The 24,620-nt window shown below is 70.5% G+C and carries 22 protein-coding genes and 1 pseudogene; 8 read left to right on the plus strand and 15 right to left on the minus strand.

Features of this window, described 5'->3' with window-relative positions; all coding sequences use genetic code 11:
* Positions 1-29 precede the first annotated feature (29 nt).
* Positions 30-791 (minus strand): 23S ribosomal RNA methyltransferase Erm, encoded by a 762-nt coding sequence (erm, locus tag A4R44_RS28590; protein WP_067587436.1) that lies wholly within the window; start codon positions 789-791, stop codon positions 30-32.
* A 461-nt stretch (positions 792-1,252) separates the two neighbouring features.
* On the opposite strand from erm, the gene A4R44_RS28595 reads away from it, so the two are divergent.
* Positions 1,253-2,110 (plus strand): PRC and DUF2382 domain-containing protein, encoded by an 858-nt coding sequence (locus A4R44_RS28595; RefSeq protein WP_067587439.1) that lies wholly within the window; start codon positions 1,253-1,255, stop codon positions 2,108-2,110.
* Between the two features lie 78 nt (positions 2,111-2,188).
* Here the strand turns inward: A4R44_RS28595 and A4R44_RS28600 are convergent, their stop codons facing one another.
* Genes A4R44_RS28600 through A4R44_RS28610 form a run of 3 tightly spaced genes read right to left on the minus strand, consistent with a single transcriptional unit; the run spans position 2,189 to position 5,566 of the window.
* Positions 2,189-2,932, minus strand: coding sequence for a succinate dehydrogenase/fumarate reductase iron-sulfur subunit (locus A4R44_RS28600; protein WP_067587441.1), 744 nt, complete (start codon positions 2,930-2,932; stop codon positions 2,189-2,191).
* Positions 2,929-4,857 carry a fumarate reductase/succinate dehydrogenase flavoprotein subunit gene (locus tag A4R44_RS28605; protein ID WP_067587444.1) on the minus strand — a complete coding sequence of 643 codons (1,929 nt, stop codon included), beginning with the start codon at positions 4,855-4,857 and terminating at the stop codon, positions 2,929-2,931. The genes A4R44_RS28600 and A4R44_RS28605 overlap by 4 nt, the downstream gene beginning before the upstream one ends.
* A gap of 1 nt (position 4,858) precedes the next feature.
* A complete protein-coding gene (locus tag A4R44_RS28610; RefSeq protein WP_095213658.1) occupies positions 4,859-5,566 on the minus strand; it encodes a succinate dehydrogenase cytochrome b subunit in 708 nt (235 codons plus the stop codon).
* A gap of 83 nt (positions 5,567-5,649) precedes the next feature.
* Between A4R44_RS28610 and A4R44_RS28615 the strand changes: the two genes are divergently transcribed.
* Positions 5,650-6,573, plus strand: coding sequence for a LysR family transcriptional regulator (locus A4R44_RS28615; protein ID WP_067587794.1), 924 nt, complete (start codon positions 5,650-5,652; stop codon positions 6,571-6,573).
* 130 nt (positions 6,574-6,703) lie between these two features.
* On the opposite strand, the gene A4R44_RS46310 is transcribed toward A4R44_RS28615, so the two are convergent.
* The 6 genes and pseudogenes from A4R44_RS46310 to A4R44_RS46315 all read right to left on the minus strand — a co-directional run bounded on the left by A4R44_RS46310 (position 6,704) and on the right by A4R44_RS46315 (position 11,833).
* Positions 6,704-7,165, minus strand: a complete 462-nt coding sequence (locus A4R44_RS46310; protein WP_198545467.1) for a TetR/AcrR family transcriptional regulator — start codon at positions 7,163-7,165, stop codon at positions 6,704-6,706.
* A 67-nt stretch (positions 7,166-7,232) separates the two neighbouring features.
* Complete coding sequence (locus A4R44_RS28620) at positions 7,233-7,613, minus strand: PPOX class F420-dependent oxidoreductase (RefSeq protein WP_067587450.1); 381 nt, start codon at positions 7,611-7,613, stop codon at positions 7,233-7,235.
* A 12-nt stretch (positions 7,614-7,625) separates the two neighbouring features.
* Positions 7,626-8,228, minus strand: coding sequence for a dihydrofolate reductase family protein (locus tag A4R44_RS28625; RefSeq protein WP_067587453.1), 603 nt, complete (start codon positions 8,226-8,228; stop codon positions 7,626-7,628).
* Between the two features lie 19 nt (positions 8,229-8,247).
* Entirely contained in the window at positions 8,248-9,531 is a 1,284-nt protein-coding gene (locus tag A4R44_RS28630) for an FAD-binding oxidoreductase (RefSeq protein ID WP_067587456.1), read from the minus strand.
* Positions 9,532-9,829: 298 nt separating this feature from the next.
* Positions 9,830-10,702: a DUF6597 domain-containing transcriptional factor gene (locus A4R44_RS28635; protein WP_232791816.1), complete on the minus strand. Its 873-nt coding sequence runs from the start codon at positions 10,700-10,702 to the stop codon at positions 9,830-9,832.
* Positions 10,703-10,953: 251 nt separating this feature from the next.
* Positions 10,954-11,833, minus strand: a pseudogene (locus tag A4R44_RS46315) (IS5 family transposase).
* A gap of 732 nt (positions 11,834-12,565) precedes the next feature.
* On the opposite strand from A4R44_RS46315, the gene A4R44_RS28650 reads away from it, so the two are divergent.
* Both A4R44_RS28650 and A4R44_RS28655 read left to right on the plus strand, forming a co-directional pair.
* Positions 12,566-12,991 carry a hypothetical protein gene (locus A4R44_RS28650; RefSeq protein WP_067587465.1) on the plus strand — a complete coding sequence of 142 codons (426 nt, stop codon included), beginning with the start codon at positions 12,566-12,568 and terminating at the stop codon, positions 12,989-12,991.
* Positions 12,992-13,267: 276 nt separating this feature from the next.
* Positions 13,268-13,738 (plus strand): hypothetical protein, encoded by a 471-nt coding sequence (locus A4R44_RS28655; RefSeq protein ID WP_157905016.1) that lies wholly within the window; start codon positions 13,268-13,270, stop codon positions 13,736-13,738.
* Between the two features lie 3 nt (positions 13,739-13,741).
* On the opposite strand, the gene A4R44_RS28660 is transcribed toward A4R44_RS28655, so the two are convergent.
* On the minus strand, positions 13,742-14,152 hold the full coding sequence (locus tag A4R44_RS28660) for a nuclear transport factor 2 family protein (protein WP_067587471.1): 411 nt from the start codon (positions 14,150-14,152) through the stop codon (positions 13,742-13,744).
* A 38-nt stretch (positions 14,153-14,190) separates the two neighbouring features.
* Here A4R44_RS28660 and A4R44_RS28665 point away from each other — a divergent pair, with 38 nt between their 5' ends.
* Positions 14,191-15,081: a helix-turn-helix domain-containing protein gene (locus tag A4R44_RS28665; RefSeq protein ID WP_067587807.1), complete on the plus strand. Its 891-nt coding sequence runs from the start codon at positions 14,191-14,193 to the stop codon at positions 15,079-15,081.
* An 11-nt stretch (positions 15,082-15,092) separates the two neighbouring features.
* Here A4R44_RS28665 and A4R44_RS28670 read toward each other — a convergent pair whose 3' ends face one another.
* The 3 genes from A4R44_RS28670 to A4R44_RS28680 form a co-directional block, all read right to left on the minus strand.
* Entirely contained in the window at positions 15,093-16,277 is a 1,185-nt protein-coding gene (locus A4R44_RS28670) for an epoxide hydrolase family protein (RefSeq protein WP_067587474.1), read from the minus strand.
* Positions 16,278-16,665: 388 nt separating this feature from the next.
* Positions 16,666-16,989, minus strand: coding sequence for a hypothetical protein (locus A4R44_RS50895; RefSeq protein WP_232791817.1), 324 nt, complete (start codon positions 16,987-16,989; stop codon positions 16,666-16,668).
* Between the two features lie 459 nt (positions 16,990-17,448).
* The gene (locus A4R44_RS28680; protein WP_067587810.1) at positions 17,449-18,138 is read right to left on the minus strand and encodes a GbsR/MarR family transcriptional regulator; all 690 of its coding nucleotides are present in this window, start codon (positions 18,136-18,138) and stop codon (positions 17,449-17,451) included.
* Between the two features lie 169 nt (positions 18,139-18,307).
* Here A4R44_RS28680 and A4R44_RS28685 point away from each other — a divergent pair, with 169 nt between their 5' ends.
* Positions 18,308-19,489, plus strand: a complete 1,182-nt coding sequence (locus A4R44_RS28685) for a cytochrome P450 (RefSeq protein ID WP_067587477.1) — start codon at positions 18,308-18,310, stop codon at positions 19,487-19,489.
* Between the two features lie 165 nt (positions 19,490-19,654).
* A complete protein-coding gene (locus A4R44_RS28690) occupies positions 19,655-21,445 on the plus strand; it encodes a dihydroxy-acid dehydratase (protein WP_232791818.1) in 1,791 nt (596 codons plus the stop codon).
* A 122-nt stretch (positions 21,446-21,567) separates the two neighbouring features.
* Here A4R44_RS28690 and A4R44_RS28695 read toward each other — a convergent pair whose 3' ends face one another.
* Positions 21,568-22,122, minus strand: coding sequence for a hypothetical protein (locus A4R44_RS28695; protein WP_232791819.1), 555 nt, complete (start codon positions 22,120-22,122; stop codon positions 21,568-21,570).
* Between the two features lie 951 nt (positions 22,123-23,073).
* Here A4R44_RS28695 and A4R44_RS28700 point away from each other — a divergent pair.
* Complete coding sequence (locus A4R44_RS28700) at positions 23,074-24,570, plus strand: trypsin-like serine protease (RefSeq protein ID WP_232791820.1); 1,497 nt, start codon at positions 23,074-23,076, stop codon at positions 24,568-24,570.
* Positions 24,571-24,620: the final 50 nt, after the last annotated feature.

Here is a 24,620-nt window from a genome sequence, read left to right on the forward strand (position 1 = left end):
TGCCCTGCATCGGGCTGGTCGATGCAGGCTCACCGGGCGAGGTCCCACAGCGACGCCCACTGCCCGGCAGTGAGGTCGCGGGGGAGTGCCTGCGGCGACAGCCGTTGCCGAGCAAGCCAAGTCCGAGCCGCGCGGACGCTGAGGCGGCCGGTGCGGGGCAGGATCCCGCCCAGCCCGCGGCCGCGTCCGGTGAAGACCGTGCGGACGAACTCCTGGTACTCCGCCTGATCCCCGACGAGCGGCGCCGGGCGGCGGGTGATCACGAGGATCCCGCCGTCCACAGCCGGGCGAGGACGGAACGCGTGCGCCGGAACCCGGGCGGGGACGGCGAACTCGAACCACGGCCACCAGGCGGCGGTCATCTGGGAGGCGCCGCCGATTCCGGCCCGGCGGCGGGCGGCTTCCCACTGCACCAGCAGCACGGCGAGTTCCCAGTGCGGCTGCCGGAACAACCGGCGCAGGGCCGCGGTGGTGAGGTGGAAGGGAAGGTTGCCGACGACGGTGTGCGGAACGTCGGGCAGCCGGTGCCGGAGCAGATCGCCCTGGACGACCTCGACGTGGCCGCCGGTCCGCCGGGCAAGGCGGCGGGCGCGGCGGGGGTCGAGTTCGACCGCGGTCAGCGGGCGGCCGGTGCGGCTGAGCGGAACGGTCAGTGCGCCGTCGCCCGCGGCCAGTTCCACGAGGGGACCGGTCGTGCGGCCGGCGGCAGTGCAGACAGCGGCGATGACGGCGGGGTCGGCCAGGAAGTTCTGGCCGAGTTCGTGCCGTCCGCCGAAGGACTGGGCAGACATCAGGGGTGCGTACTCCGCGCATGAGGAAGCGACCCGGGTGCCAGAACCGGCAGCCCGGACGGACAACGGGAGAGCGCGACGGAGCGTTGCGCGTCCGGCGCTCAGGCGTTGCGCAGGCGAGTCAATGCGTACGCGGCGAAGAAGGCACCCATGGGCGGGGAGCCTAGCCGACCGGTCCCACGGGTCGCATCCGGTTTTCGCGCAGAGAACTCCCCGCGGGCCGCACGACGCTTCCGGATTCGGCGGCAGCCATTTTTCCCTGGTGGAAGAACAATTTCCGCCCATTCCGCCGGGACCCGGAGAACGGTCCTCCTGCGAAGGAGGTACCCGCTGATCCCGGGCCGCAAACTGACACGAAACGGGGTCGCTCGGCTGAGGGGTACGACGCTTGCGCGGGGCTGTGACCAGCCGGAGAGTGGGCCCCGGAGGAGAAATTCCGATTCGGGAAATGGAGTGGACCCATGGCACGCGCAATCCAGCCGCAGGACCTCGTCGACAGCACCGTGATGGACAATTCCGGCAGCAAGATCGGCAAGGTGGGCACGGTTTATCTCGCCGACGACACCAGGCGGCCGGAGTGGGTGACGGTGAAGACCGGGCTGTTCGGCCAGAAGGAGAGCTTCGTGCCGCTGTCGGGTGCCGGCATGGAGAGCGACGGCCTGCACGTCCAGGTCGCGAAGGACCAGGTGTCCGACGCCCCGCGCATCGACGCCGAAGGCCATCTCTCCGAAAAGGAAAGCGTCGAGCTGTACAAGTACTACGGCTTGCCTGCTCCGCGCGGCGGGAACGGCGAGAACATGCGGGACCGCGGACGCGACGCGGCGGCAGGCGGTGCGGCGGGCGGCGTCGCGGGCACCACGCGGCCGGCCGGCCGGGACACCTCCGGGGCCAAGGGGCGGCCGAGCGCTGAGCACGCTGCCGAGGGCGGACGGCACGACGCGTCCGGCACTGGTGACGTGGTGCGCTCCGAGGAGCACCTGCGGGTCGGCACCGAAGAGGTCGAAACCGGCCATGTCCGGTTGCGCAAGTACGTGGTGACCGAGGAGGAGCAGGTGACCGTGCCGGTCACGCACGAGGAAGTGCGCGTCGAGCGCGAGCCGATCACCGACGCCAAGGCGGCGGGCAAGGCCGAGATCGGCGAGGCGGAGCAGGACGTCGTGCTGCACGCCGAGAAGCCGGTGGTGCAGAAGGAAACCGTGCCGGTGGAGCGGGTGCGCCTCGGCACCGAGCAGGTCACCGAGGAGCAGACCGTCCAGGGGAAGGTCCGCAAGGAGCGGATCGACATCGACGACGACACCCGCCGGGACAAGAAGTCCTGACCCGGGCCCCTGGTCCTCGGTCCGTGAGGGGGCCCTGAGGGAATCTGATTCCCTCAGGGCCCCCTCACGGACCTTCGGCTACCGGCGCGTGCGGCTGGCCTTCATGAACTCGCGGTTGAGGTTCGCGATGCTCGTCAGCGGAATCCCCTTGGGACACGACGCGACGCATTCGCCGGTGTTCGTGCACCCGCCGAAGTCGGCCGCGTCCATGGTTTCCACCATGTCGAGCACCCGCTGAGCGCGTTCCGGCCGGCCCTGCGGCAGCGAGTTCAGGTGCGCCACCTTCGCCGAGGTGAACAGCATCGCCGACCCGTTCGGGCAGGCCGCCACGCAGGCGCCACAGCCGATGCAGGTCGCGTTGTCGAAGGCGAGGTCGGCGTCCGGCTTGGGCACCGGCGTCGCGTGCGCTTCGGGCGCGCTGCCGGTCGGGGCGGTGACGTATCCGCCCGCCTCGATGATCCGGTCGAACGCCGACCGGTCGACCACCAGGTCCTTGATCACCGGGAAGCCCTTGGCGCGCCACGGTTCCACGTCCAGCACGTCGCCGTCGCGGAACGCGCGCAGGTGCAGCTGGCAGGTCGTGGTGCGTTCCGGGCCGTGCGCCCGCCCGTTGATCACGACGCCGCACGAGCCGCAGATGCCCTCCCGGCAGTCGTGGTCGAACGCGATCGGCTCGGCGCCGTCCTCGATGAGGTGCTGGTTGAGGACGTCGAGAAGCTCCAGGAACGACATGTCCGGACTGGCGTCCTCGACCGGGTAGTCGACCAGCCCGCCGTCGTCGTCCGGGCCGGACTGGCGCCAGACCCGCAGGGTGAGTTTCACGTGTAGCTCCGCTGGGTGGGATGGACGTGCTCGAAGTTCAGGATTTCCCGGTGCAGCACCGGCTTCTCGCCGTACTCCCAGGCCGAGACGAAGGAGAACCGCTCGTCGTCGCGCTGTGCCTCGCCGTCTTCGGTCTGGTGTTCCTCGCGGAAATGGCCGCCGCACGATTCCTCGCGCACGAGTGCGTCGAGCAGCAGCAATTCGGCGAGTTCCAGGAAATCGGCGACGCGACCGGCCTTCTCCAGTTCCTGGTTCAGTTCGGCGCCCGTGCCCGGGACGCGGACGTCTCGCCAGAATTCGGCGCGCAGCTGCGGAATGCGGTCGAGTGCTTTCCGCAGGCCCTCGGCGGATCGGGACATCCCGCAGTGGTCCCACATCAGGTGGCCCAGTTCGCGGTGGAAAGAGTCGACGCTGCGGGCGCCGCGCACGGACAACAGCCGTTCCAGCCGGTCGCGTACCGCGGTTTCGGCTTGCGCGACCGCCGGATCGGCCAGGTCGAGCGCGGGGAAGCCGCCGCGGGCGATGTAGTCGTTGAGCGTGGCCGGGAGCACGAAGTAGCCGTCGGCGAGGCCCTGCATCAGCGCGGACGCGCCGAGCCGGTTCGCGCCGTGGTCGGAGAAGTTGGCCTCGCCGATCACGAAGAGGCCGGGGACCGTGCTCTGCAGGTCGTAGTCGACCCACAGCCCGCCCATCGTGTAATGGATCGCCGGGTAGATCCGCATCGGGACCTCGTACGGGTTCTCCGCGGTGATCCGCTCGTACATGTCGAACAGGTTGCCGTACTTGGCTTCCACCGCCGGACGGCCCAGCCGCGCGATCGCGTCCGCGAAGTCGAGATACACGCCGAGCCCGCCGGGACCGACGCCGAACCCGGCGTCGCAGACGTTCTTCGCGGCGCGCGAAGCGATGTCGCGCGGCACGAGGTTGCCGAAGCTCGGGTACATCCGCTCCAGGTAGTAGTCCCGTTCGGACTCCGGGATCTCCTTCGGCGGACGCGGGTCGCGCGGCTGCTTCGGGACCCAGATCCGGCCGTCGTTGCGCAGCGACTCGCTCATCAGCGTCAGCTTCGACTGGTGTTCGCCCGAGCGCGGGATGCAGGTCGGGTGGATCTGCGTGAAGCACGGGTTCGCGAAGTGCGCGCCGCGCTTGTGCGCTCGCCAGATCGCGGTGGCGTTGGAGCCTTTCGCGTTGGTGGACAAGTAGAAGACGTTGCCGTAGCCGCCGGTCGCGAGCACGACCGCGTCCGCGAGATGCGTGGTCACCTCGCCGGTCACCAGATCGCGTGCGACGATTCCGCGTGCCTTGCCGTCGGACACGATCAGGTCCAGCATCTCCGTCCGCGGGTGCATCTCCACGCCGCCGGCGTCGATCTGCCGGGCCAGCGCCTGGTACGCGCCGAGCAGCAGCTGCTGTCCGGTCTGGCCGCGGGCGTAGAACGTGCGCTGCACCTGGACGCCGCCGAACGAGCGGGTGTCGAGCAGTCCGCCGTACTCCCGGGCGAACGGCACGCCCTGCGCCACCGCCTGGTCGATGATCTGCGCGGAGACCTGCGCCAGCCGGTACACATTGGACTCCCGGGACCGGAAGTCGCCGCCCTTCACCGTGTCGTAGAAGAGCCGGTAGACCGAATCGCCGTCGTTGCGGTAGTTCTTCGCCGCGTTGATGCCGCCCTGCGCGGCGACCGAGTGCGCGCGCCGCGGCGAGTCCTGGAAGCAGAACTGGACCACGTGGTAGCCCTGTTCGGCGAGGGTCGCTCCGGCCGACGCCCCGGCGAGGCCGGTGCCCACCACGATGATCCGGTGCCGCCGCCGGTTGGCCGGGTTGACCAGCTTCGCGCCGAAACGGCGGCTGTCCCAGCGGTCCTCGATCGGACCGGCCGGCGCCCGCGTGTCGGCGATCGGCTCGCCGAGCGTGTAGTCGCTCATGTCAGGCCACCCATCCCGCCATCACGGCGATCGGCACGATCAGGAAGCCGCCGGTGATCACGACGGCGAGCACGGACCCCGCGGTTTTGAGCGCCCGGTCGCGGGTCTTGCTGGTGATGCCCAGCGTCTGCGCCGCGCTCCAGAACCCGTGGTTGATGTGCAGGCCGAGCATCAGCAGCGCGACGATGTAGATCAGGTTGACCCACCAGACCTGGAAGTCCGCGACGATGTTGTGGTACGGCTGGCCGTCGCGGAAGTCCTGGTTGGCCACGCCGACGGTGAGGTCCAGGATGTGCCACACGATGTAGAGCGCGAGCGTCGCGCCGCCCCAGCGCATGGTGTGCGTCGCGAAACTGGCCTTGCGCCGCTGGCCGTGCGCGTACTTGACCGGGCGCGCTCGCCGGTCTCGTTGGGACAGTTGCACCGCCGCGACCACGTGCAGCACCAACGCGATCAGCAGCACGACGCGCTGGATCGAGAGGTACCAGGCGTTCTGCAGCACCGGTTCCCCGATGGTCCGCAGCCAGGCGGCGTAGTCGTCGAAATGCCGCGGCCCCAGGAAAACCTTGAGATTCCCGGCCATGTGCACGAACAGGAACGCGACGAACATCAGCCCGGTGACGGCCATGACGACCTTCTTGCCGATGGTCGAACGCCAGAACGTCACGAGCGCCGGGCGACGGCGGGGCGGAGCGGGTGCGAGTGCCACGGAACCGACGGTAAGTCGGCGCTGACGAGAGGGCAAACACATGATTTCTCTCAAAAGGATAGGCACAGTCTATGCTGGTGGTCATGCAGTTCCAGCAGCTGGCGTATTTCCTGGCCGTGGCGCAGACGCGGCATTTCACCCGGGCCGCGGAGCAGATGCGGGTGGCGCAGCCCTCACTGTCGCAGCAGATCCGCGCGCTGGAACGGGATGTCGGCGCGGGGCTGTTCCACCGGATCCGCGGGAACGTCACGCTCACCGAGGCGGGGGAGACGCTGCTGCCGATCGCGCGCCGGATCATCGCCGAGACGGAGACCGCGTACCGGGCCATCCGGGAGCTGGACGAACTGGGCCGCGGCCGGGTGCGGCTGGGCGCGACGCCGAGCCTGTGCACCGGCCTGCTGCCCGCGATGCTCGCCGCGTTCCGCCGCGACTATCCCGGGATCGAGCTGGTGCTGCACGAAAGCGGGTCCCGGGACCTGCAGACCGCGCTGTCGGAAGGCGGCCTGGACCTGGCGATGATCGTGGACAGCCGCGTCCACGACGATTCCCGGCTGGAGAGCCGCGCGCTGTTCGTCGAGGACCTGGTGGTGATCTCGCCGAAGGACGCGCCCGCCCCGGTGCGCGGCCGGATGCCGATCGCCGCGCTGCGGCACCGGCCGCTGGTGATGTTCCGGCAGGGGTACGACCTGCGCGAGGCGACCGTGGCCGCTTGCCGCGCGGCGGGCTTCGACCCGCTGTTCGCGATCGAAGGCGGCGAGATGGACGCGGTGCTGGAGCTGGTCCAGGCCGGGCTCGGCCTGGCGGTCGTGCCGAGCACCGTGGTCGGGGACCGGTTCCGCCGCACGCAATTCACCGAGCCCGGCCTGAGCCGCGTGGTGCGGCTGGCGTACCGGCGTGACGTCGAGCAGCCGCGCGCGGTGCGGGCGTTGCAGGAGGCGGTGGTGCAGTACCTGGGCGGCGGGGTGGCCCGGCTGCCGCCCGGCACGCGTCCGCTCGTCGGCGGGTGAGCAGCGGTCCGCTGTCGTCGGGACCAGGTCCACGAGATGGACACGCGATCGTGCGACGACGCCGGTCAGCTCGGCCAGATGGTGCTCGACGAGTTCCCTGGCGTCGTTGTCGCGGTCGTGGTGCGGCTGGCTACCGGCGTGTGTTAGACCGCGTCGGCGGGCGAGGGAGGGCCATCCCGCCGATGAGGACTAGGCCGTCCTCGGCAGGCACGTCGTCGCGGAGCGTGGCGTCCTCCGCGCCCGCGGAGAGGAGTTCGCTGACGCCGCCGACATCCCGTGCTTCGCGCTGACATAGGCGGGGATGCGCGAGGAGGCTCGATGCCTGCTCGCAGACCACCGCGAGCTGATGCCGGCAGGCGGCGTCGATCAGGGCTTCACGGGTCGGGAAGTGCCGGTAGAGCGTGCCGACGCCGACTCCGGCCCGTTTGGCGATCGCTGCCGGTGCCGCGTCGAGCCCTCCGCGGCGACCTCCAGGAGCGGGGCGCGGTTCTCGCCTGGGGCGGCGCGCCGCCGTACGAGACCACCCTCCAACCGGACCCGGCCCGCCGCTGCGCCTCGCCTTGGGCGCGGAGACGTGCGCATTGGTCCGCAATGCACTCGCTGGACGGCTGGAACTCCTTGATTCGCAACGGGAACTGGCCGCGTCGGTCGCCTTCTGACTACATTCCCGCCGACTGCTTCTCCGGCTCGATCAGGCCGACAACGCGCACCTGCTCGCGCTGGTACGGCTGTCCGATGTACTTCTTGGCCACCTCGTCGACGATCTCCCAGGCCTGCTCGCCCTCGATCCATTCGGCCACCCGGCCGCGGATGATGATCGGCTCGAACGGATTGTCCGGCGGGGTAAGGGAAATCGCCACGCGCGGGTCGCGGCGGAGGTTGCGGGCCTTGCGGCTGTCCGGGCCGGTGAGGAAGACGATCCGCTCGCCGCGCGTGCCGATCCACACCGGGACGACGTGCGGCGACCCGTCCGGGAGCACGGTCGCGAGGTGGGCGATCGGGGTGCCGTCGAGGACGCGGCGGACTTCGGGGTTCAGCATCGGGGGTTCCTCTCAGCGGATGATTTCGTAGTGAAGGTGGGTGACGCCGGGAGCCGGGACCGTCTCGGCCAGTCGCAGCCGCACGTGTTCCGGCAGTTCGCCGAAGAAACTCCGCCCGCCGCCCAGCAGGATCGGGACCTGGTGAAGCACGAGTTCGTCGACCAGCCCGGCCTTGATCGCCTCGGTGACCAGAACGCCGCCCATGAGCGCGACGTCCTTGTCGCCCGCCGCCGCCCGCGCGCCTTTGACGGCCTCTTCGACGCTGGTCGCCTGGGTCTGCGCCTCGCTCAGCTCCGGCACCGGCTGGTGGCTGACCACGAACAACGGCGCCGTCGGATGCGGACCACTACCACCGAAGTGGCTTGAGTGGTCGTACGTCGCGTGCCCGACCACGGTCGCCCCGACGCGCGCCGCGAGCGAGTCGAAAACCCGGGCGCTGGGCTCGGAAAGCCTGAACCCGTCGAAGACCTTGCTGGGCGTGTCGCCGGTGAAGTACCAGTCGAACAGCGCCCCGGCGTCGCCGAGCCCGCTCCCGACCTCGTCGGCCCCTTCTTGGCGACGGCCGCTGATGTACCCGTCCACCGAGACCGACAGGGCACTGAACACTCTGGTCATGACGCTCCTCGGTAGTCGCTCAGAGAGCCTGGGGGAAGTCGAAAAGGCGGTGCGGGTCGCAGTTCTTCTTGAGCGCGGCGAGCCTGGGGTGATTGCCCGCGTGATACGCGAGGCGCGGATCCTGGAGCGCGAGATCGGGAAAGTTCGGATAAACCCGGCCGGACCCCTCCGCGTGCGCCGTGCTCCACGCCTCGTCCACCCACGGATCGCCCGGGTCGCCGGCCTCCTCCAGCAGGAACCGCTCGCCCCGATGGGCGAACGCGGTGTCCTCCTCCGCGACCCGGTTGTACGCCCCGCCCATCGCGGTGAACGCCAGCCGCCGGTTTCCGGTGAGCCGCTGGAGAAGTTCGCCCGTGGTGCGCTCCGTCATCGTGCGCGCGAAGAACTCCGACCGGGCGCGGCGGGGTTTGTCGTCCGGGTCAAGCGCGCTGAATGTCGGCTTCACCATGCTGTAGGGAACATCCAGCCGGATGTCTATTGCATACCGAACACCGGCCCGTGCGGTGAACTCCCTGAGCAGGCTCTCGGTCTCCGCCGGCGGCAGCGTGGAGGCCCCGAAGAGGGTCGCGCGTCCTGCTTGGACGGTGAGGTTCACCGACATTCCGTCAGGGGCGCCGGGTGCCCAGTCCTGCCATGCCTGGACGACGTCGCCCGCTGTCCAGCTCCCTTCGATCCGGCAGACCGACGGCTCCGGCACCGTCGCGAACCGCACCTCCGTGACGATCCCGAACTGCCCGCCGCCCGCCCCGCGCAACGCCCAGAACAGGTCGGACTCCCGGTGTTCGTCGCACTCCACGACGCTCCGGTCGGCAAGCACCACCTGCGCGCCGACGAGCCGATCGCAGGTCAGCCCGTACTGGCGGCCGAGCAGCCCGATGCCGCCGCCGAGCGTCAGCCCCGCGATGCCGACCGTGTCGCCGCAACCAGCGGGAATCGTCCGGCCGTGCTCGTGCAAGGTCGCGTACATCGTTGCCAAATTCGCTCCGGCCCCGATCGCCGCGACACCATGGTCGTCGACCGCGATCCGGTCCATCCCGGACAGATCCGCCACGATCCCGTCCGCCGGGCGCCTGTCCACGAAGCAATGCCCGCCACCGCGCGGCATGAGGCGCCGGCCGGTCGCCGCCGCGTGGGCGATGACTTGGACGACATCCGAGACCGAATGACACCGAACGATCAGGCTCGATCGGGCGCAGGCCCGGTAACCCGGCGAACCGGGGGAGATGACGTCGAGCGCGGTCAGGTCGATCACGGAGCTGACGCTACGGAGATCCGGCAGGTCGTTCTTGAACAAATCGCGCACCGGGGACGAGTGTCGCGCGAGAAGCGGAACGCTCAGGCCCGCGAGGCGGCCAGCCGTGCCTCACCAAGGACATGCTTGAAGGACGCTCAAGCCGACGCGGAACGGTGCGGGTCGTGCCCGCGAAGGCGACCGACCACGGTGCGGCGGCTTGCCGTTCTTGAGCACGGCGCGCGCGGAACGGTCGTGCCCGCGACCGCCACCGATCAGGATGGACCAGTGCGGTGCGGAACGGCGTGCGAGAAGCGGAACGATGGTGCCCCGCGGCCGCCGTTCTCGACCAGGCCTCCCGGGAAGGCGCTCAAACCCGGATCAGCGACCGTCTCCGAGCAGCCAGGAACGGCGCGTACGAAGCCGAATGGTCGTGCCCGCAAGCGCACCGATCGAGGTCGCCCCCGAGCAGTTGCCTCGGCGTAACCCCGGTCAGCCGAAGACATTCCCGGCTCAGATGGGCCTGGTCCGCGTAACCGGCGTCGACCGCGAGACTCGCCATCCCGTCCGCACCCCGCCGTCCGGTCGCGATCGCTCCGGATTGGGCCAGCGCGAGAAACCCCTGGAACCGCAACGTCCGCTGCAGCACCTTCGGGCTCATCCCCACCGCCCGCAGGCACCGCCGCCGCAACTGACTGGCCGAAAGCGCGAGATGCGCGGCGACCGCGTCCACCCCGGCGGGGTCCCACGGCATCAGCACCCGCACCGCCTCTCCGACCAGCGGATCCAGCCCGCCGACCCGGCGAAACTCCTGCTCGAGGCGCGCCTGCAGCGCGACCAGGCCCAGCTCGGGCGTCGCGGCGAGGGCAACGGTCTCCACCAGTCGATCCACGGTCCGGCCCCCCAGCTCGGCCAACCCGACGTGCTGATCGGCCAGCTCGTCGAGCCCCGCGGGCAGGGGAGGCGCGGCACCGGGCCGGAACCGCACTCCGACGATCGTCGTACGCGCCGGGATGACCTCGATCCGCGGCCCGGTCAACGGCCCGAGCAACTGCGGACGCCCGCCGACGGGGAAGTGGATCTCGACTCCGCCGGTCGGCAGATGCCGTTGCACGTACGGTGCGTCGCCCGTGCGCTGGATCCACACCGTGCGCACGACCCCCGCCAGACCCGCCACCGGCGGACGCTCCACATACGCGGTCATCCCCGTACCGAAGCGTTCCGCCGGTCGCGCGTCAAGCACGGACAGGCACCACCTTGCCCGCCAACGCTTTCCCGGTTGGACTGCCCGTACGGGAAGGCCGCCCGGTGGCCGTTCGCCAGGCCGCAAGTCCCTGGCCCGGGAGACCATCTCCGGCAGCCGCCGAGCCCGGGGCTCGTCGCTGTCTGAACTGGGAACAGCGCGCCGCCGGAGGGTGCCCGGTCATGCCGACGTCGCTCGTCATCTTGCTTGTCCTGGGCGCAGTCTGTCCGGGGGAGCGCTAGGGCCTGTCCTCAAAGCCAGATGAGCAGCGTGGCCAGATCGATCATGCCCCGGTAGGAGATGGCGGTTTTGTCGAACCGAGTGGCGATGGCACGGAACTGCTTGAGGCGGTTAAAGCAGCGTTCGACGATGTTGCGGCGTTTATAGGCGGCGCGGTCGAAGACCGGTGGGCGACCACCGGCCCGGCCGCGGCGCAGCCGGTTCGCCTGCTGATCCCGGCGTTCGGGAATCGTCGCCGGGATATGCCGTCGGCGCAGATAGGAGCGGATGGCGCGGCTGGAGTAGCCCTTGTCCGCCAAGACCCGGCTCGGTCTGCTCGGCGGACGCCCGCGGCCCGCTCGGCGGAACTCGACTCCCGCCATGACCTGGGTGAACATCGTGCAGTCGTTGACGTTGCCGCCGGTCAGCACCACCGACAACGGCCGCCCGTGACCATCGCAGGCCAGGTGGATCTTGGTGGTGGGTCCGCCGCGGGACCGGCCGATGGCATGATCACCTGGCTCGCTGTGCCCGCCGTCCGAGGGTGCTTCCCCCTGTGTGGGACCCGGTCGTGCGGCGGGCGCCGGCAGCGTGCTGATGGGCGCGGACGATGCTGGAGTCGACCGAGACCTCGCGGTCGAGTTCGTCGATCGCCTCGGCGATCACCCGGACCTGTGTCACCAGCGCGGACAGGGTGCCGGTGCGGGACCAGCGCCAGAACCGGTTGTAGACCGTCTTCCACGGCCCATAGCGTTCCGGCAGGTCACGCCATGCCACCCCGGTCTTGGCCTTGAACAACATCCCATTGATCACCCGCCGGTCATCCACCCGCGGGCGCCCCTTCGCCCCCGAAACGGGCAGCAACGGCTCGATCGCCAGCCACTGCTCATCAGTCAGTTCATGCCTGCGCACCACAACTCAAGATCAAAGCAGGTCACGTCACCTACTTCGAGGACAGGCCCTAGCGCTGGGCACACTCGCGCTCCTCGACGCCGCCCTAGCCGGTTTCCAGGCCGCGACCGGCCGCAACGCCCGGATCCGCAAGAGTCCCTGCTACCTGAGGGCCTCCCGCCGGGGCCTGGTGAGCGGCGCCGCGGACCTCGGCTTTCCGGCGTTGCTGAGCGCGCCGGCTTTGGCGTCCTCGGCGGATCCCGGCGCCCGCTACGCCGAACTGGCCGTCGCGGGCGCCAGGTGCTGACCCCGTTCGCGGTGGTCGTGGTGGTTTCGCTGCCGCCGATGCGGGGGGAGCACGTTCGTGATCCTGATCGGGCTCGGACCGTTCACGCTGGCGAGGCCGGCGGTCGTGAGCCGCCGCGGTCATCGTGCTGGCTGTGGAGTCGATGGTCCATCGCCGCTGGTACCGGGATCCGGGGTAACGCCTGACGTCCAGCACGTCGGTGGAAGGGCGAAGCCACCGTGAATCGATTTCGGCGATGTCGCCTTGACCTGTCCCACGACCCGGTGAACACGGCTGGCGTGATCGAGTTTTCCGGCGAATAGTTCAGCGACAGCGGGAAATGCGCCGCTCCGGAGAGCGAAGGCCTTGCGGCCCGGGAGGAAGTGCCCTCCGGCGGTGGGCCTCTTGCGCTCCGCGAGGCGGAATCGGGATCCTGGGCCCACCGGGCGCCGGGGAGGAGCCGGGCGATGGACGAGGCGGAGCTGACGCATCGCGAATGCGTCCGGCTGCTCCGGTCACCCGAACGGGGCCGTCACGGGATTGTCGCGATCGACGGGCTGCAGCCGGTCGATCGCGTCTGCCTTCTTCTCGACACGGGCGACGTGCTGATCCCGACCGGGCCGGACAGCGGGCTGGTGCGCGTGGCCGCCTTGCGCCCGGTTTCGCTGGAGTTCACCGATCGGGGCAAAGACGGGCAGCTGCGGTGGACCGTCCGCGGAATCGGCCTCGCCCGGCCGATGACCGGGCTCGACGTTCCGCATCCGGTGCCGCGCAGCACGGTGCTCGCCGCGGTGCCCGACGCGTTCCGCAACGGGGTCCGGGTCGTCGTGGCCCGCTACCGCGGCAACCGGTCCGGGGACGGGTTCGCGATCCCCGCGCCGCGCGTCGGCTGAGGAGGGCGCGCGGCCCGCTGTCGCTGGTAACCGTTTGGCGACGCCGCCGCGGAACCCCGTCCGGCTGGTCGCGACCGGATAGGATGCGTTTGCCTGAAATCAGTTGTTCATGCGTTTCGCTCGATGCGAGCGACGTGCGGCTGGGTGATCAGGAGGGGGACTGCGAGGCGAAGCCGGGGCCGTGCACCGGCGGCCGGGTCGCCGAGCGGAGGCGTCATTCAGCCGGAAGGAACCATGAGTACCGCTGTCAGCACCGCGAGAACCAATGTCAAGACCTTGACGTTCGTCACGATCTGGATCCTCGTTGCCGGGGCCGTGCTGCTGAGCACGGGATTCGTCATGCTCATCGCCGCGCCGCCCAGCAGCGGCGCCAATATCGGCGCCGGAGGAGCCCTCCTCTTCGGCCTGGCTGCGACCGCGGCGGGTCTGCCGCTCGGCGTGGCGACAGCGGTGGCCGCGCTGCGGGTCCGGAGGCGCGAGGGGCGCCCCGACGCTCGTCTGCCGACCTGGGAGAAGCGTCTCCGGCGCTTGACTGCGGCCGCGGCCGGCCTGGTCACGGTCGGGGCGCTCGTGCTGAGCTGGGCAGCTCTCGTCTTCGCCGGCGGACGCGACCGCAGCACCGATCCTCACCCGATTTTCGTGACCGGCCTGTGCATTGCCGGTTGCGGTTTGCTCGCCGGGACCCCGCACGCGTTGTACTGGCTGTCGTGCCGGCGGACCCGCTTCCCCTTCTCGCGTCGCGCATAGGGCTCACGCGGGCCGCATCGTCCGCATGGTGCGCTCGATCTCCCAAAAGGCGCGCACCGCTAGGATCTTCCCCGCCTCGTCGACCCGGTAGACGAACACCCCTTCGGCCTCCAGCACCTGCCCGCCGTTCTCGCTGCGGACGTGGCCGGTGAAGGCGACCTCGTCCCCGCAGGCGAACGAGTCGTCGAAGAGGAACTCGATCGAGTCGTTGGGCGCGATCGCCCGGTCCCAGAACGCCGAAATGGCGTCGCGGCCGCGATGTCCGTTGCCTTCCGGGTCGAAATGCGAAGGGCCGACCGGATCCTCCACGAGGGCGTCCGCGGCGAACAGCGCCAGCCAGGCTTGCTTGTCCCGCCTCCGCACGGCGGCGTGCAAGGCCTGGCTGGCGGTGCGCGCGGGATGGTCGGTGGTCATCGAACCTCCTGGTGTCGATCGTCGCTAGCCTGGGAACCATGGTGTTCGACTCCACGCGGCTGGATCTCCAGCCCTACGCCGGGTTCGCCATGGAGCGTTACGTCCGGCGCACGTATTGCAGCTGGGCGGACGCCGGCTGGGAGTCCCTGCTCGTGCAGCGGTTCGAGCACGTCGCCGTCGCCGAGGAAATGGCGTTGCCCGCCGCGGCGGATCTGCATTTGGTGTTGCCGGTCGGGAGAAACGCGGCGATGGAGACGTGCCGGGGCGGCCGATGGGGGCGCACTCCGTGGAGGCCAGGGCGCGTCGAGCTGATGCTTCCGGATCAGCCCGCTGTACGGCGTTACCGGGCAACGGGCGTGTTGGACAGCGTGCAGGTCCACATTCCGCGGGACACCGTCGACGCGACGGCCGCGCAGCTGGGCGGCGCCGCGGTGGACTTCGACGCGATGGCCGCGTCGTTGACGGCGGGGGATCCGCTGGTCGAGGAGATCATCCGGGCCGTCGGCGGCGCGGGCGGGGACGGCGATCTGTATGCCGAGTCCGCGGCGGCGTTCCTGACGATGCAGCTGCTCACCCGGCACACGCAACGATCCGCTGAGGCGGTGCCGAGGCGGGAGAACGCGAGGGTCCGGACGGTCGTCGCGGCGATGCGCGAGCGGCTCGCCGAGCCGGTCGCCCTGGCCGACCTCGCCGGGGAGGTTCACCTGAGCGTCTACCACCTGGTCCGGGTGTTCAAGGAAGCGACCGGGGAGACGCCGTACCGGTATCTGACCCGGTTGCGGATCGACGAGGCGAAACGGCTGCTGCGCGGCACCGAGCTGACCATCGCCCAGATCGCGGTGCGCTGCGGGTTCGCCACTCCGGCCGCGCTGTCGACGGCCTTCCTGCGGCACACCGGGACGCGGCCTTCGGCGTACCGCGATTCCTGACGGCCCCGGCATCAGGGCTTGCGCTGCTGCCGGAACGCTTCCCGGATCTCGGACACCAGCAGGTCGGGCTGCTCCAGCCCGGGGAAGTGGCCGCCGCGGTCGAGTTCGTGCCAGGAGCGCAGGTCGAGGTAGCGGCGTTCGGCCCAGCGGCGGACGGCCGGCCAGGGGTCGGCCGGGAAGATCGAGCAGGCGGTCGGCACGGTCACCGGCTGCGCGTTCTCCGCTTCCGCGCCGCGGGCCACCCAGCGCATCGCCTCCCAGTACCAGCGCGAAGAGGACGCGCCGGTGCCGGTCAGCCAGTACAGGGCGATGGTGTCGATCTGCTGCGAAATGCTTACCCCGCCGCCGGATTCGGGCCGGGTATCGGAGTAGGCGGCGAATTTCTCGCCCAGCCACGCGGCCAGCCCGGCGGGCGAGTCGAGCAGCGAATAGCCCAGGGTCTGCGGCCGGGTGCTCATTTGCATCCCGAAGCCGTAGCCGTCGGCGAGGTGCAGGTTTCGCCGGTCCAGGACGCGTTGTTCGGCGGGGCTGGGCGCGAGCAGGTCGTCGGGCACGGGCGAGGCGATCGGCATCGTCAGGTGCAGGCCCGCGACGCGCTCGGGCACGAGGCGCGCGAGTTCGGTGCTCACGAACGCGCCCCAATCCCCGCCGTGCGCGCCGAATCGCGGATAGCCGAGCACGGTCATCAACTGCGCCCACGCCCGTGCGGTACGGCCGGGATGCCATCCCCGCTCCCGCGGCCGGTCGCTGAACCCGAATCCCGGCAGCGCGGGAATCACCAGGTGGAAGGCGTCGCGCGCGGAACCGCCGTGCGCGACCGGATCGCTCAGCGGGCCGATGACGTCCTCGAACTCGAGAACCGAACCGGGCCAGCCGTGCGTCAGCACCAGCGGGAGCGCGTGCGGCTCGGGGGAACGCACGTGCCAGAAGGCGATCCCCAAGCCGTCGAGAACGATCCGGTAGTGGGGGATGGCGTTCCACCGCTCCTGCCGCGCGGGCCAGTCGTGCTCGCGCCAAGCCGTCAGCAGGGTCGACAGCCGCGCCAGCTGGATTCCCTGGGACGCGTCCGGCACGGTCTCGTGCTCGGGCAGCCGGACCTGGTCCAGCCTGGTCCGCAGATCGGCGAGGTCCGCGTCGTCGACGCGAACGGCGAAGCGTTCGGGGACGGGCGTCTCGCCCGCAGAAAAGTCAGCCACGCACCGAACCGTAGGACCGGGCGGGGCCCGCCTCAACGTTCGAGATTGCTGTGTGCGAGTCAGTAATTGCTGTGCGGCAGCTGCACGTGTCGGCGGCCCACCCGGTGCGCAAGTATCTTTTCGCTTTTTCCCTTTAACCGGGGTGCCAGAAGGTGTAACGAGCTGCTTTTCCAGCTCGACTACGCACCGCTCAGCCGAACGTTCTCCTGATGGCTCGGCCCGGTCGCGCTCGTGGCCCCCCGGGACAATTTCATTCTGCTGGACGGCGGTTACCGGATCACCCAAGGGCAGGTGCCCGGGAGCGGACGCTTTTGACGCGCTATTGACCTTCGCGGCTAAGCAAATCGGAAAGGTTTCCGCGACCGGCGGAAGAGACGTCGTAACGCAGTCATCTGAGATGGTCGTTCATGCCGTCGACCCAGTCGATGTGGCGCTGCGCGGTCGAACGCGTAAGCACGAGCCCGGCGGAGAGCGGGATCTGGTTGGGCAGCTGCGCATGAACGTCACCCAGCCCGGCGTGGCGACCGGCACGATGGTGTCGCCGACGAGCGGCGCGCCCTTCTCCGTCGCGATGTGCGCGACGGCGGTGCCGGGAAATGCCGCCCGCTTCGACCAGGGTGATCCCGGGCAGGACCCCTTCGGCGCCGTGCCATTCGCGGATCACCGGGTCTTCTCGCTGCACCCATTGCCGGTCCGCGGAATGCACCAGCACCGGGGACGTTCCCGAGACGGCGGCTCAGGGCCGCCTGCGAGCCCTGCAGGTGCGGGTGGCTGGCCACGATCGCCGCTGCTCCGCCGAGTTCGGCGATCTTGTCGAGCTGCGGCCGGCCGAGAGCGTTGGGCGGATCCGGCAGCAGGGTGCCCGCTTCGGTCCGGACCAGGCAGGTCCGCTGGCCGATGCCGGACTCCGGTTCGCGATGCGGGCGGTGGATTCCCGGTTCCGGTTCTTCGCGGACCAGTTCGTGCGGGAGGGCCGCCAGTTCGTCCATCGTGGTCCGCCCCTGCCCGGAGGCGCGGACGTATTGTCGTTCGTCCGCGCGGATCCGGCAGATCCCGGCGGGCGGCTTTTCGGTGTCCGGGTGTTCGACCCCGCACGTTCGGCACAGCCAAACGGTCGTGCGGCCACTCTGGTATCTCTCCTCGACTTGAGGTCAAGGGCTGACCGCCGTCGTCACGGCGCGGCCTGCCGCCACTGTTCGGCGGCCTCGATCATGTCCTGCCGGATGTGCTGAAGCCAGTGACTGGTCGCGAGCAGCCGGGCGCCGACCACGGTGTCCCCGCCGAACAGTTCGGCGCCTTGGCGGGTGAAGCCCGCCCACTGGGCGATGCCTTCCATACTGGCCAGCCATGCCTGCTGCCACACGTCGTCCTCGATCAGGTAATGCTCGCGGCGGCCGTTCCGCTCGCGGCGCAGCATGCCCCGTTCTTCGAGCCAGCCCACCGCCTTGGAGACCGATGCCGGGCTGACGCGCAGCCGGGCGGCGAGTTCGGCCGCCGTCCGGCTGCCCGACTCGGCGGTGAACAGGCAGATCAGAACCCGTGCCATCATCGACGGCATCCCGGTCTGGGCGGCCATCCGCGCGAACCGCGTCTCGAAGTCGCTTCGGGTCTGCGGATCGGCCGCGGCCCGGGGAGGGGGGACCGGCGGCGCGGCGGGGGCCCGGCGCCGCGCCCGCAGCCGGGCGGCCTGCTCGGCTCGGTCGGCCCGGTAGCCGTGTGCCCCGCCGTTGCGGGCGACCTCGCGGATCACCGTCGACTTCGACCTGCCCAGCCTGCGGCCGATCTCGGCGTAGCTCAGTCCGTCCGCCACCCCGGCCGCGACGCGCAGTCGTTCCGGGTAGCTCAACCTGCCGGATGGCATCAGATCGTCTCCGCCTTGCTTGTCCCAGAGCCCGTCCGGTGCATTCATCTTCAGGCCAATGCATCGATAGCAGGGCTTCTGCCTGCGTATATGCAGATTCTGTGTTTGCGGCTCACTAAAACATCGTCCTACTGTTTCCCGCAAGAGGTTCACGGGAAGGGAGCTGGCGATGACCAGCACGCTGCCGGCCGAGCGTCCGGCCGGCCTGCCGTTCGACCCGCCGCGCGGGCTGGCCGAACTGCGCGAGAAGAGTCCGCTCAGCCGGTTGGACTACCCGGACGGCCACGCCGGATGGCTGGTGACCGGGCACGCCCTGGCCCGCGAGGTACTGGCCGACCGCCGGTTCAGCGCGCGAGCCGAAGTGCGGCACCTGCCGATCTCCGGTGCTCCCGCCGGCGATCAGCCTGCGCCGCCGGGCATGTTCGCCAGCATGGACGCACCCGAGCACACCCGCTACCGGCGGCTGCTCGCCGGCCAGTTCACCGTCCGCCGGATGCGCCGGCTGACCGAGCGGATCCAGGCCGTCGCGGACGGATGCCTGGACGCCATGGCCGAGCGCGGCAGCCCGGCGGATGTGGTCCCGGCCCTGGCGCGGCCGCTGCCGGCGCAGACGATCTGCGAACTGCTCGGGGTTCCCTACGCCGAGCGGGACCGGTTCCAGCAGCAGGCGCTCACCCTGTTCCGGCTGGACAGCACTCCCGAGCACACCCGCGCGGCCTACGCCGCGGTCCACGGCGTCATCGGCGAACTGGTGGCAGCCAAGCGAAAAGCCCCCGCCGACGACCTGCTCAGCGACCTGACCGGCAGCGATCTCACCGACACCGAACTGGTCAACATCGGCTTCACCTTGCTGGGCGCGGGCCTGGACACCACCACGAACATGCTCGCACTGGGCGTCTTCGCCCTGCTCGAACATCCCGGCCAGCTCGCGCTGCTGCGCGCCGATCCTGAGCTGGCCGGCAACGCGGTCGAAGAACTGCTGCGCTACCTGAGCATCATCCCGTTCACCGTGCGCACCGCGCTGGAAGACGTCGAACTCGCCGGCGAACAGGTGCGCGCGGGCGAGTCGGTCACCATCTCGCTGCCCGCCGCCAACCACGACCCCGCGCACTTTCCCGCACCGGACGACCTCGACCTGCGCCGCAAGCCGAGCGGGCACGTCGCCTTCGGCCACGGCATCCACCAGTGCCTCGGGCAGCAACTCGCCCGCGTCCAGCTGCGGGTCGCCCTGCCCGCTCTGCTGACCCGGTTCCCGTCGCTGCGCCTTGCCGTGCCTGTTTCGGAGATCGCGATGCGCACCGACATGCTCATCTACGGCGTGCACCAGCTGCCCGTCGCGTGGGAGCCCTGACCTGTGGCGAAAGGGTGCTCGGTCCTGCCCGGGATGCGCGCACAAGGGGCGGGCCGCATCGTCATCGTCTCCGGTCCCGGCCCGCTCGACTGATCCGGTTCGCCCGGCCTGCCCCGCCTCGCCCGGGCTGCGAGCCCGGCCGGATCTGCGACGATGGTGACGATCGTGTCGACGACGGGAGCGCTGATGGACGAGTCGAGCCGCCGGGATCCGTGGCGTCCGGGCCAGGACTGCCAGGCGGTGGCCACGGCCCGCTCGCTGGGCCAGGACGTGGACAAGATCCACGGGGACGCCTGGGGCGTCGTGGGCACCTTGGGCGACAGCGTCTGCTACCTCGGCGTCACGGACAAAGTCGAGGCGATCCACGAAGCACTGGCGCGCCGGATCCGCGAGCGCGACCTGCCCGTCCGGCTGCTGGCCCCGAACTACTCGGGCGGGATCTCGGACGGCCAGCGCAACGGCACGCCGCAGATGCGGTACTCGCTGATCGGCCGCGAGACGGCGAACGACGGGCTGTCGCTGCATTTCGAGGGCAGCGAGATCCGGGGAGCCGTCGCCGTGGTGGCCTGCGACAAGCCTCCGGTCGGGGCCACGGCGGCGATCCTGGAGCGCGACGTGCCCGCGGTGGTGGTGTCCGACGGGTCCATCCGGCCGGGCACGGACCCCGAGACCGGGGAAAGGATCGACCTGGTCAGCTGCTTCCAGGTCGCCGGGGACCCGGACGCGGCCAAACGCGAGCGGTGGGCGCGCAACGCGTGTCCCGGGCACGGCAGCTGCGGCGGGATCTTCACCTACAACACGATGCAGTCCTTCATCGCCGTGCTGGGGCTGGAGCCGCTGCACATGGTGTCGCCCGCGTCCGAGGATCCGCGCCGGACCGGGGAATTCCCCGGACAGATCGTGGACTGCCTGGAAATCATGACGCAGCGGGGGATCACGCCGCGGCGGCTGGCCGCCCCGGTCGCGTTCCGCAACGCCGCCGTCGTGGCGATCGCGCTGGGCGGCTCGACGAACGTGGTCCTGCACGCGCCGGAGATCGCCCGCGCGGCCGGCCTCGACTTCTGGTCCGAGGTCATGACGCAGCAGGAGTTCAACCGGCTCTCCCGGACCGTCCCGGTGCTCGTCGACGCCCGGCCGTTCGGGCAGTACAGCATGGTGGACATCGACGAGGCCGGCGGCCTCCAGGCGGTGGTGGCGGAACTGCTCCGGCACGACCTGCTCGACGGCTCCGCCCTGACCTGCACCGGCGAGACGCTCGCCGAGCAGGTCGAACGGCTCGCCCCGCCCGCCCCGGACCGGCGGGTGGTCTTCCCTGTCACCGAGCCGTTCAAGCCCACGGGCGGCCTGCGGCTGCTGTCGGGCAACCTCGCCCCCGACGGCGGTGCGGTGATCAAGCTGGCCGGGGTCGAGACCGGTGTCGTCGACGGACGGTTCGAGGGACGGGCGCGGGTTTTCGACAGCGAGCAGGCTCTGCTGCGGGCGCTCGTCGAGACGCCGGACGAGTTCGCGGACCGGGACATGGTCGTCATCCGCTACGAAGGGCCCAGGGGCGCTCCGGGCATGCCCGAAATGCTCGACCCGACCTCCCGCATCACCGCGCTGTGCCGGCGGAAAGGCATCTCCGTCGCGCTGATGACCGACGCGCGGTTCTCCGGAGGATCGGTCGGCCTGGTCATCGGGCACGTCGGCCCGGAGGCCGCGCTCGGCGGGCCCATCGCCCTCGTCGAAGACGGCGACACGATCACCGTCGACCTGAACACCGACACCCTCGAGTGCGCCGAACTGGCCGACCCCGGCGTCCGGCAGGCTCGCCTGGCGAAGTGGCACCAGGCCGCCGAGGCGAACGGCGGCGTCCACCCGCTGGTCCGCCCGGTGACGTCCCGCCTGCTCCGCCGCATGCGCGCACTCGCCGCCTCCGCGATCGACGGGGCGGGGATGGCGGAGGTCGTTTCCTGATCCGGCCGAATACGAGGGGGCGGCGGGGGAGCAGCCCCGCGGTGTGAAAGCGAAGGCCTCCTCGCCCAGGGCGGCGAGGAGGCGTTCATCCCTCCACTATGGACTCAAAAGCGCGCGGGACGTCACCGGCATTTCACGACGCCGTCGGAGATCGCCACTCCGCCGACCGTGCCGTCGGCCGCGGGAGTGAACTCGAAGCGCCAGCCCGGCTTCTCCGCGACGGGCGGCTCGAACCGCCCGGCCGCGCCGAGCTTCAGACCGCGCGCGTCGTACGCCTTGTGCAGGTCGGCCAGCGGCGATCCGACGCCGATGCCCTCCGCGGTCCTGGCGTCGGGCGGCGCGCCCAGCTCGTGCAAGCCGTTCTTGCCGAACGACGCGCCGCCTGCCGCGGCGAACGCCTTGTCGCGCTCCTCCCGCTTGCCCGCCAGGCCGGCACTCGCCAGCGCGGAGTCGGCCGCCAGCTGGGCCTGGCCCAGCGCAGGACCGCCCTGCCAGCTCAGGACCGTGCAGCCCTCCAGCGCGGACACCGGCGCGCTGGCGAGCTTCCCGGTGGCGAGAGCCGCTTCCTCGGCCATCCTCGCGGCGATGCCGCGATACCCGGCCGCACCGAACACCTCGGCGCGCGCGGCGGTCTCCGACGAACACGCCGCCAGTCCGGCGACAGCGGCGATCGCCACGGCCGCCCGGCCGATGGACAGGACAAAACCCTGGTGCGTCTGATTCCCCTCGTACCGGACCCAATCTCACGGGCCGTCGTTCCCGGCGCACCGAGACGTCCGGCAACCTACCGGACCCGGAGGACGTTTCCCCATTGATTACCGGGACGGCGGAACCGAGCGATCTCACGATGACCCCCCATGCGCAACAATGGATCTCGGCATGGTGAAAAACGCCCAGCCGATCGCATGAACGCGGCGCTTTTCGTGTCGTGACAGTTTCTTTCCCGGCCGCTTGCAGTCTCCTTCCGCTCGCCGGCAACCGAGACCCGATCATGATCGCTTTCGCTTCCTGGCACGACGGCCCGGCCTCCACCGGCTGGTGCGGCTGCCCGGCGGCCGCGAGGTCGTGTTCGCCCGTCCCCGGCGATCGTCCGCGCCGGGAGGGAATGACGCGAGTGCGCCGCACTCCCCCTCGTTTTCGCGATTTCCGTTCGCGGCCGCCGGTCCTGGACCTCAGGTAGCCGCGCTGGGAGCCGCCCCGTCCCGCTTGCCCGGGCGGCCCGCGGCGCTCGGCTGCCCCCTGCGGCCGATATCCTTCGAGGCCGAGATCAGCCCCGCTGCGAGCAGAACGATGACGACCCCACCCAGGATGACGAATGCTTCCCGCATGATTCCCCCCGTTGGCCCGCTGTTCTCCCTCATGGTCCGATGCCGCCGCTCTAGGCCGGTCCGGGGCCGGCGGCGGGAAACTTGCGGATTGCTGAGGCTCGGCAGAGCGGAATCGAGGGTCCGCGGGAATATTCCTCGCATTCCGGAACACCGAACCGCTGCGGCGGAGTGCTTCACGACCCCGTGCTTCGAGCGGCCGGAGCGGAGATAGATCCGTACCCCTACGGTCCGGTTCCCGGATTGCGACCGCGCGGCCGGGCACCGGAAGGTGACTTTCCAGTCCTAGGAAAGGAAACCGCTGTGAAGAGACCCCACCGGACACTGGGCTTGCTGGCCGCCGGGCTGGCCGTCCTCTCCGCACCGCTGCTCGACGGCACGGCCCAAGCGGCACAACCGGCACAACCGGCACAACCGGCACACCCGGCACACCCGGCTCCGAACGCCGCCGCGGTGGCCCCGACCGGAGACGCGCACATCCCGCCCGCCATGCGGCCGCAGTTCTACCACGGGCAGGACAGTTCGGTCGCGGAGTTCCCGTTCATCATCGCCGGGCTGCGCGAGGGCGGCCCGCGTCCGCAGGGCCAGACCTGCACCGGCTCGGTCGTCGCGCCGCGCAAGATCCTCATCGCGGCGCACTGCAAGGCCTCCGAGGGCAAGAAGACGTTCCTGTACGGCCTCGACGACCTGAACGCGGGCGGCGGCACCCGGCTCGGCGTCGTCAGTTACGAGACCCACCCCAAATACGTGAACTTCGACCAGGGCTACGACGTCGCGATCGTGACCACGGACGCGGACATCCCGGTGCCGAACGGCCAGTACGCCAAGGTGGCCACCTCCGCGGACACCGAGCTCAACCAGCCCGGCAAGAACGGCGTCGGCGTCGGTTACGGCAAGAAGGACTTCAACGACGACTCGCGGGACGTCACCGTCGACAAAGCGACGCTGCCGATCCGCGAGGGCTCGAACTGCCAGGGCGTCGGGGCCGGTTTCCAGGACGCCACGATGATCTGCGCCGGCTACTCCAACGGCGACCCGACGATCCTGCCCGGCGACAGCGGCGGCCCGCTGATCGTGGACGGCAAGGTGGTCGGCGTCGCTTCGTGGAGCCGCAGCGACTTCAAGTGGTACAGCGTCTACGGCAGGCTCAACAACGACATGGGCGACTGGGTCGCCGAGCAGATCGGGAACGTCGGCAACGACAGCTTCTCCCTCGGCGTCAGCCCGGGTTCGGTCCAGGTCGACCCGGGCAAGTACATCTCGGCCACGGTCACCAGCCAGGCAGGCGAGAACGGCGCCGAAAAGGTCGATCTCACCGCGTCCGGGCTCCCCAGCGGCGCGAAAGCGACCTTCCAGCCCGCCGGCATCACTTCGGGCGGCACCGCCAAGCTGACCATCGAAACCGCGGCCAGCACCCCCGAAGGCTCTTACCCGGTCACGATTTCCGGCAAGGGCGCCACGGACACCGCCACCGCGAAGCTCACGCTCACCGTCGGCAGGGGCGCCCCGGCCGGTGACGTCAAGGTCGCCGTGACGCCCGGAAGCGGCTCGGCCGGAGCGGGTTCGTTCAGCAGCGTGACCGTGTCGGCGACCGGCGGGACGGGCTCGCTCAAGCTGTCCGCCTCCGGTTCCGGGCTGCCGATCGCCCCGTTCTTCAACCCGCAGGCCGTTTCCTCCGGCGGCAGCTCGACGATGCAGGTGGTCGCGCCCTTCCAGGCGGGCACCTACCCGATCACCGTCACCGCCACCGACGGAAACGGCAAGAGCGGCAGCGCCACCTACACCCTCACCGTCCGGTGACCGCACGGTGCGCCGCGGCCAGCCGGACCGCGGCGCACCGTCTCCCCGGG

Origin of the sequence: Amycolatopsis sp. M39 (assembly GCF_001651785.1) — a bacterium.
In the GTDB taxonomy this organism is placed as follows: Bacteria; Actinomycetota; Actinomycetes; order Mycobacteriales; family Pseudonocardiaceae; genus Amycolatopsis; species Amycolatopsis rubida.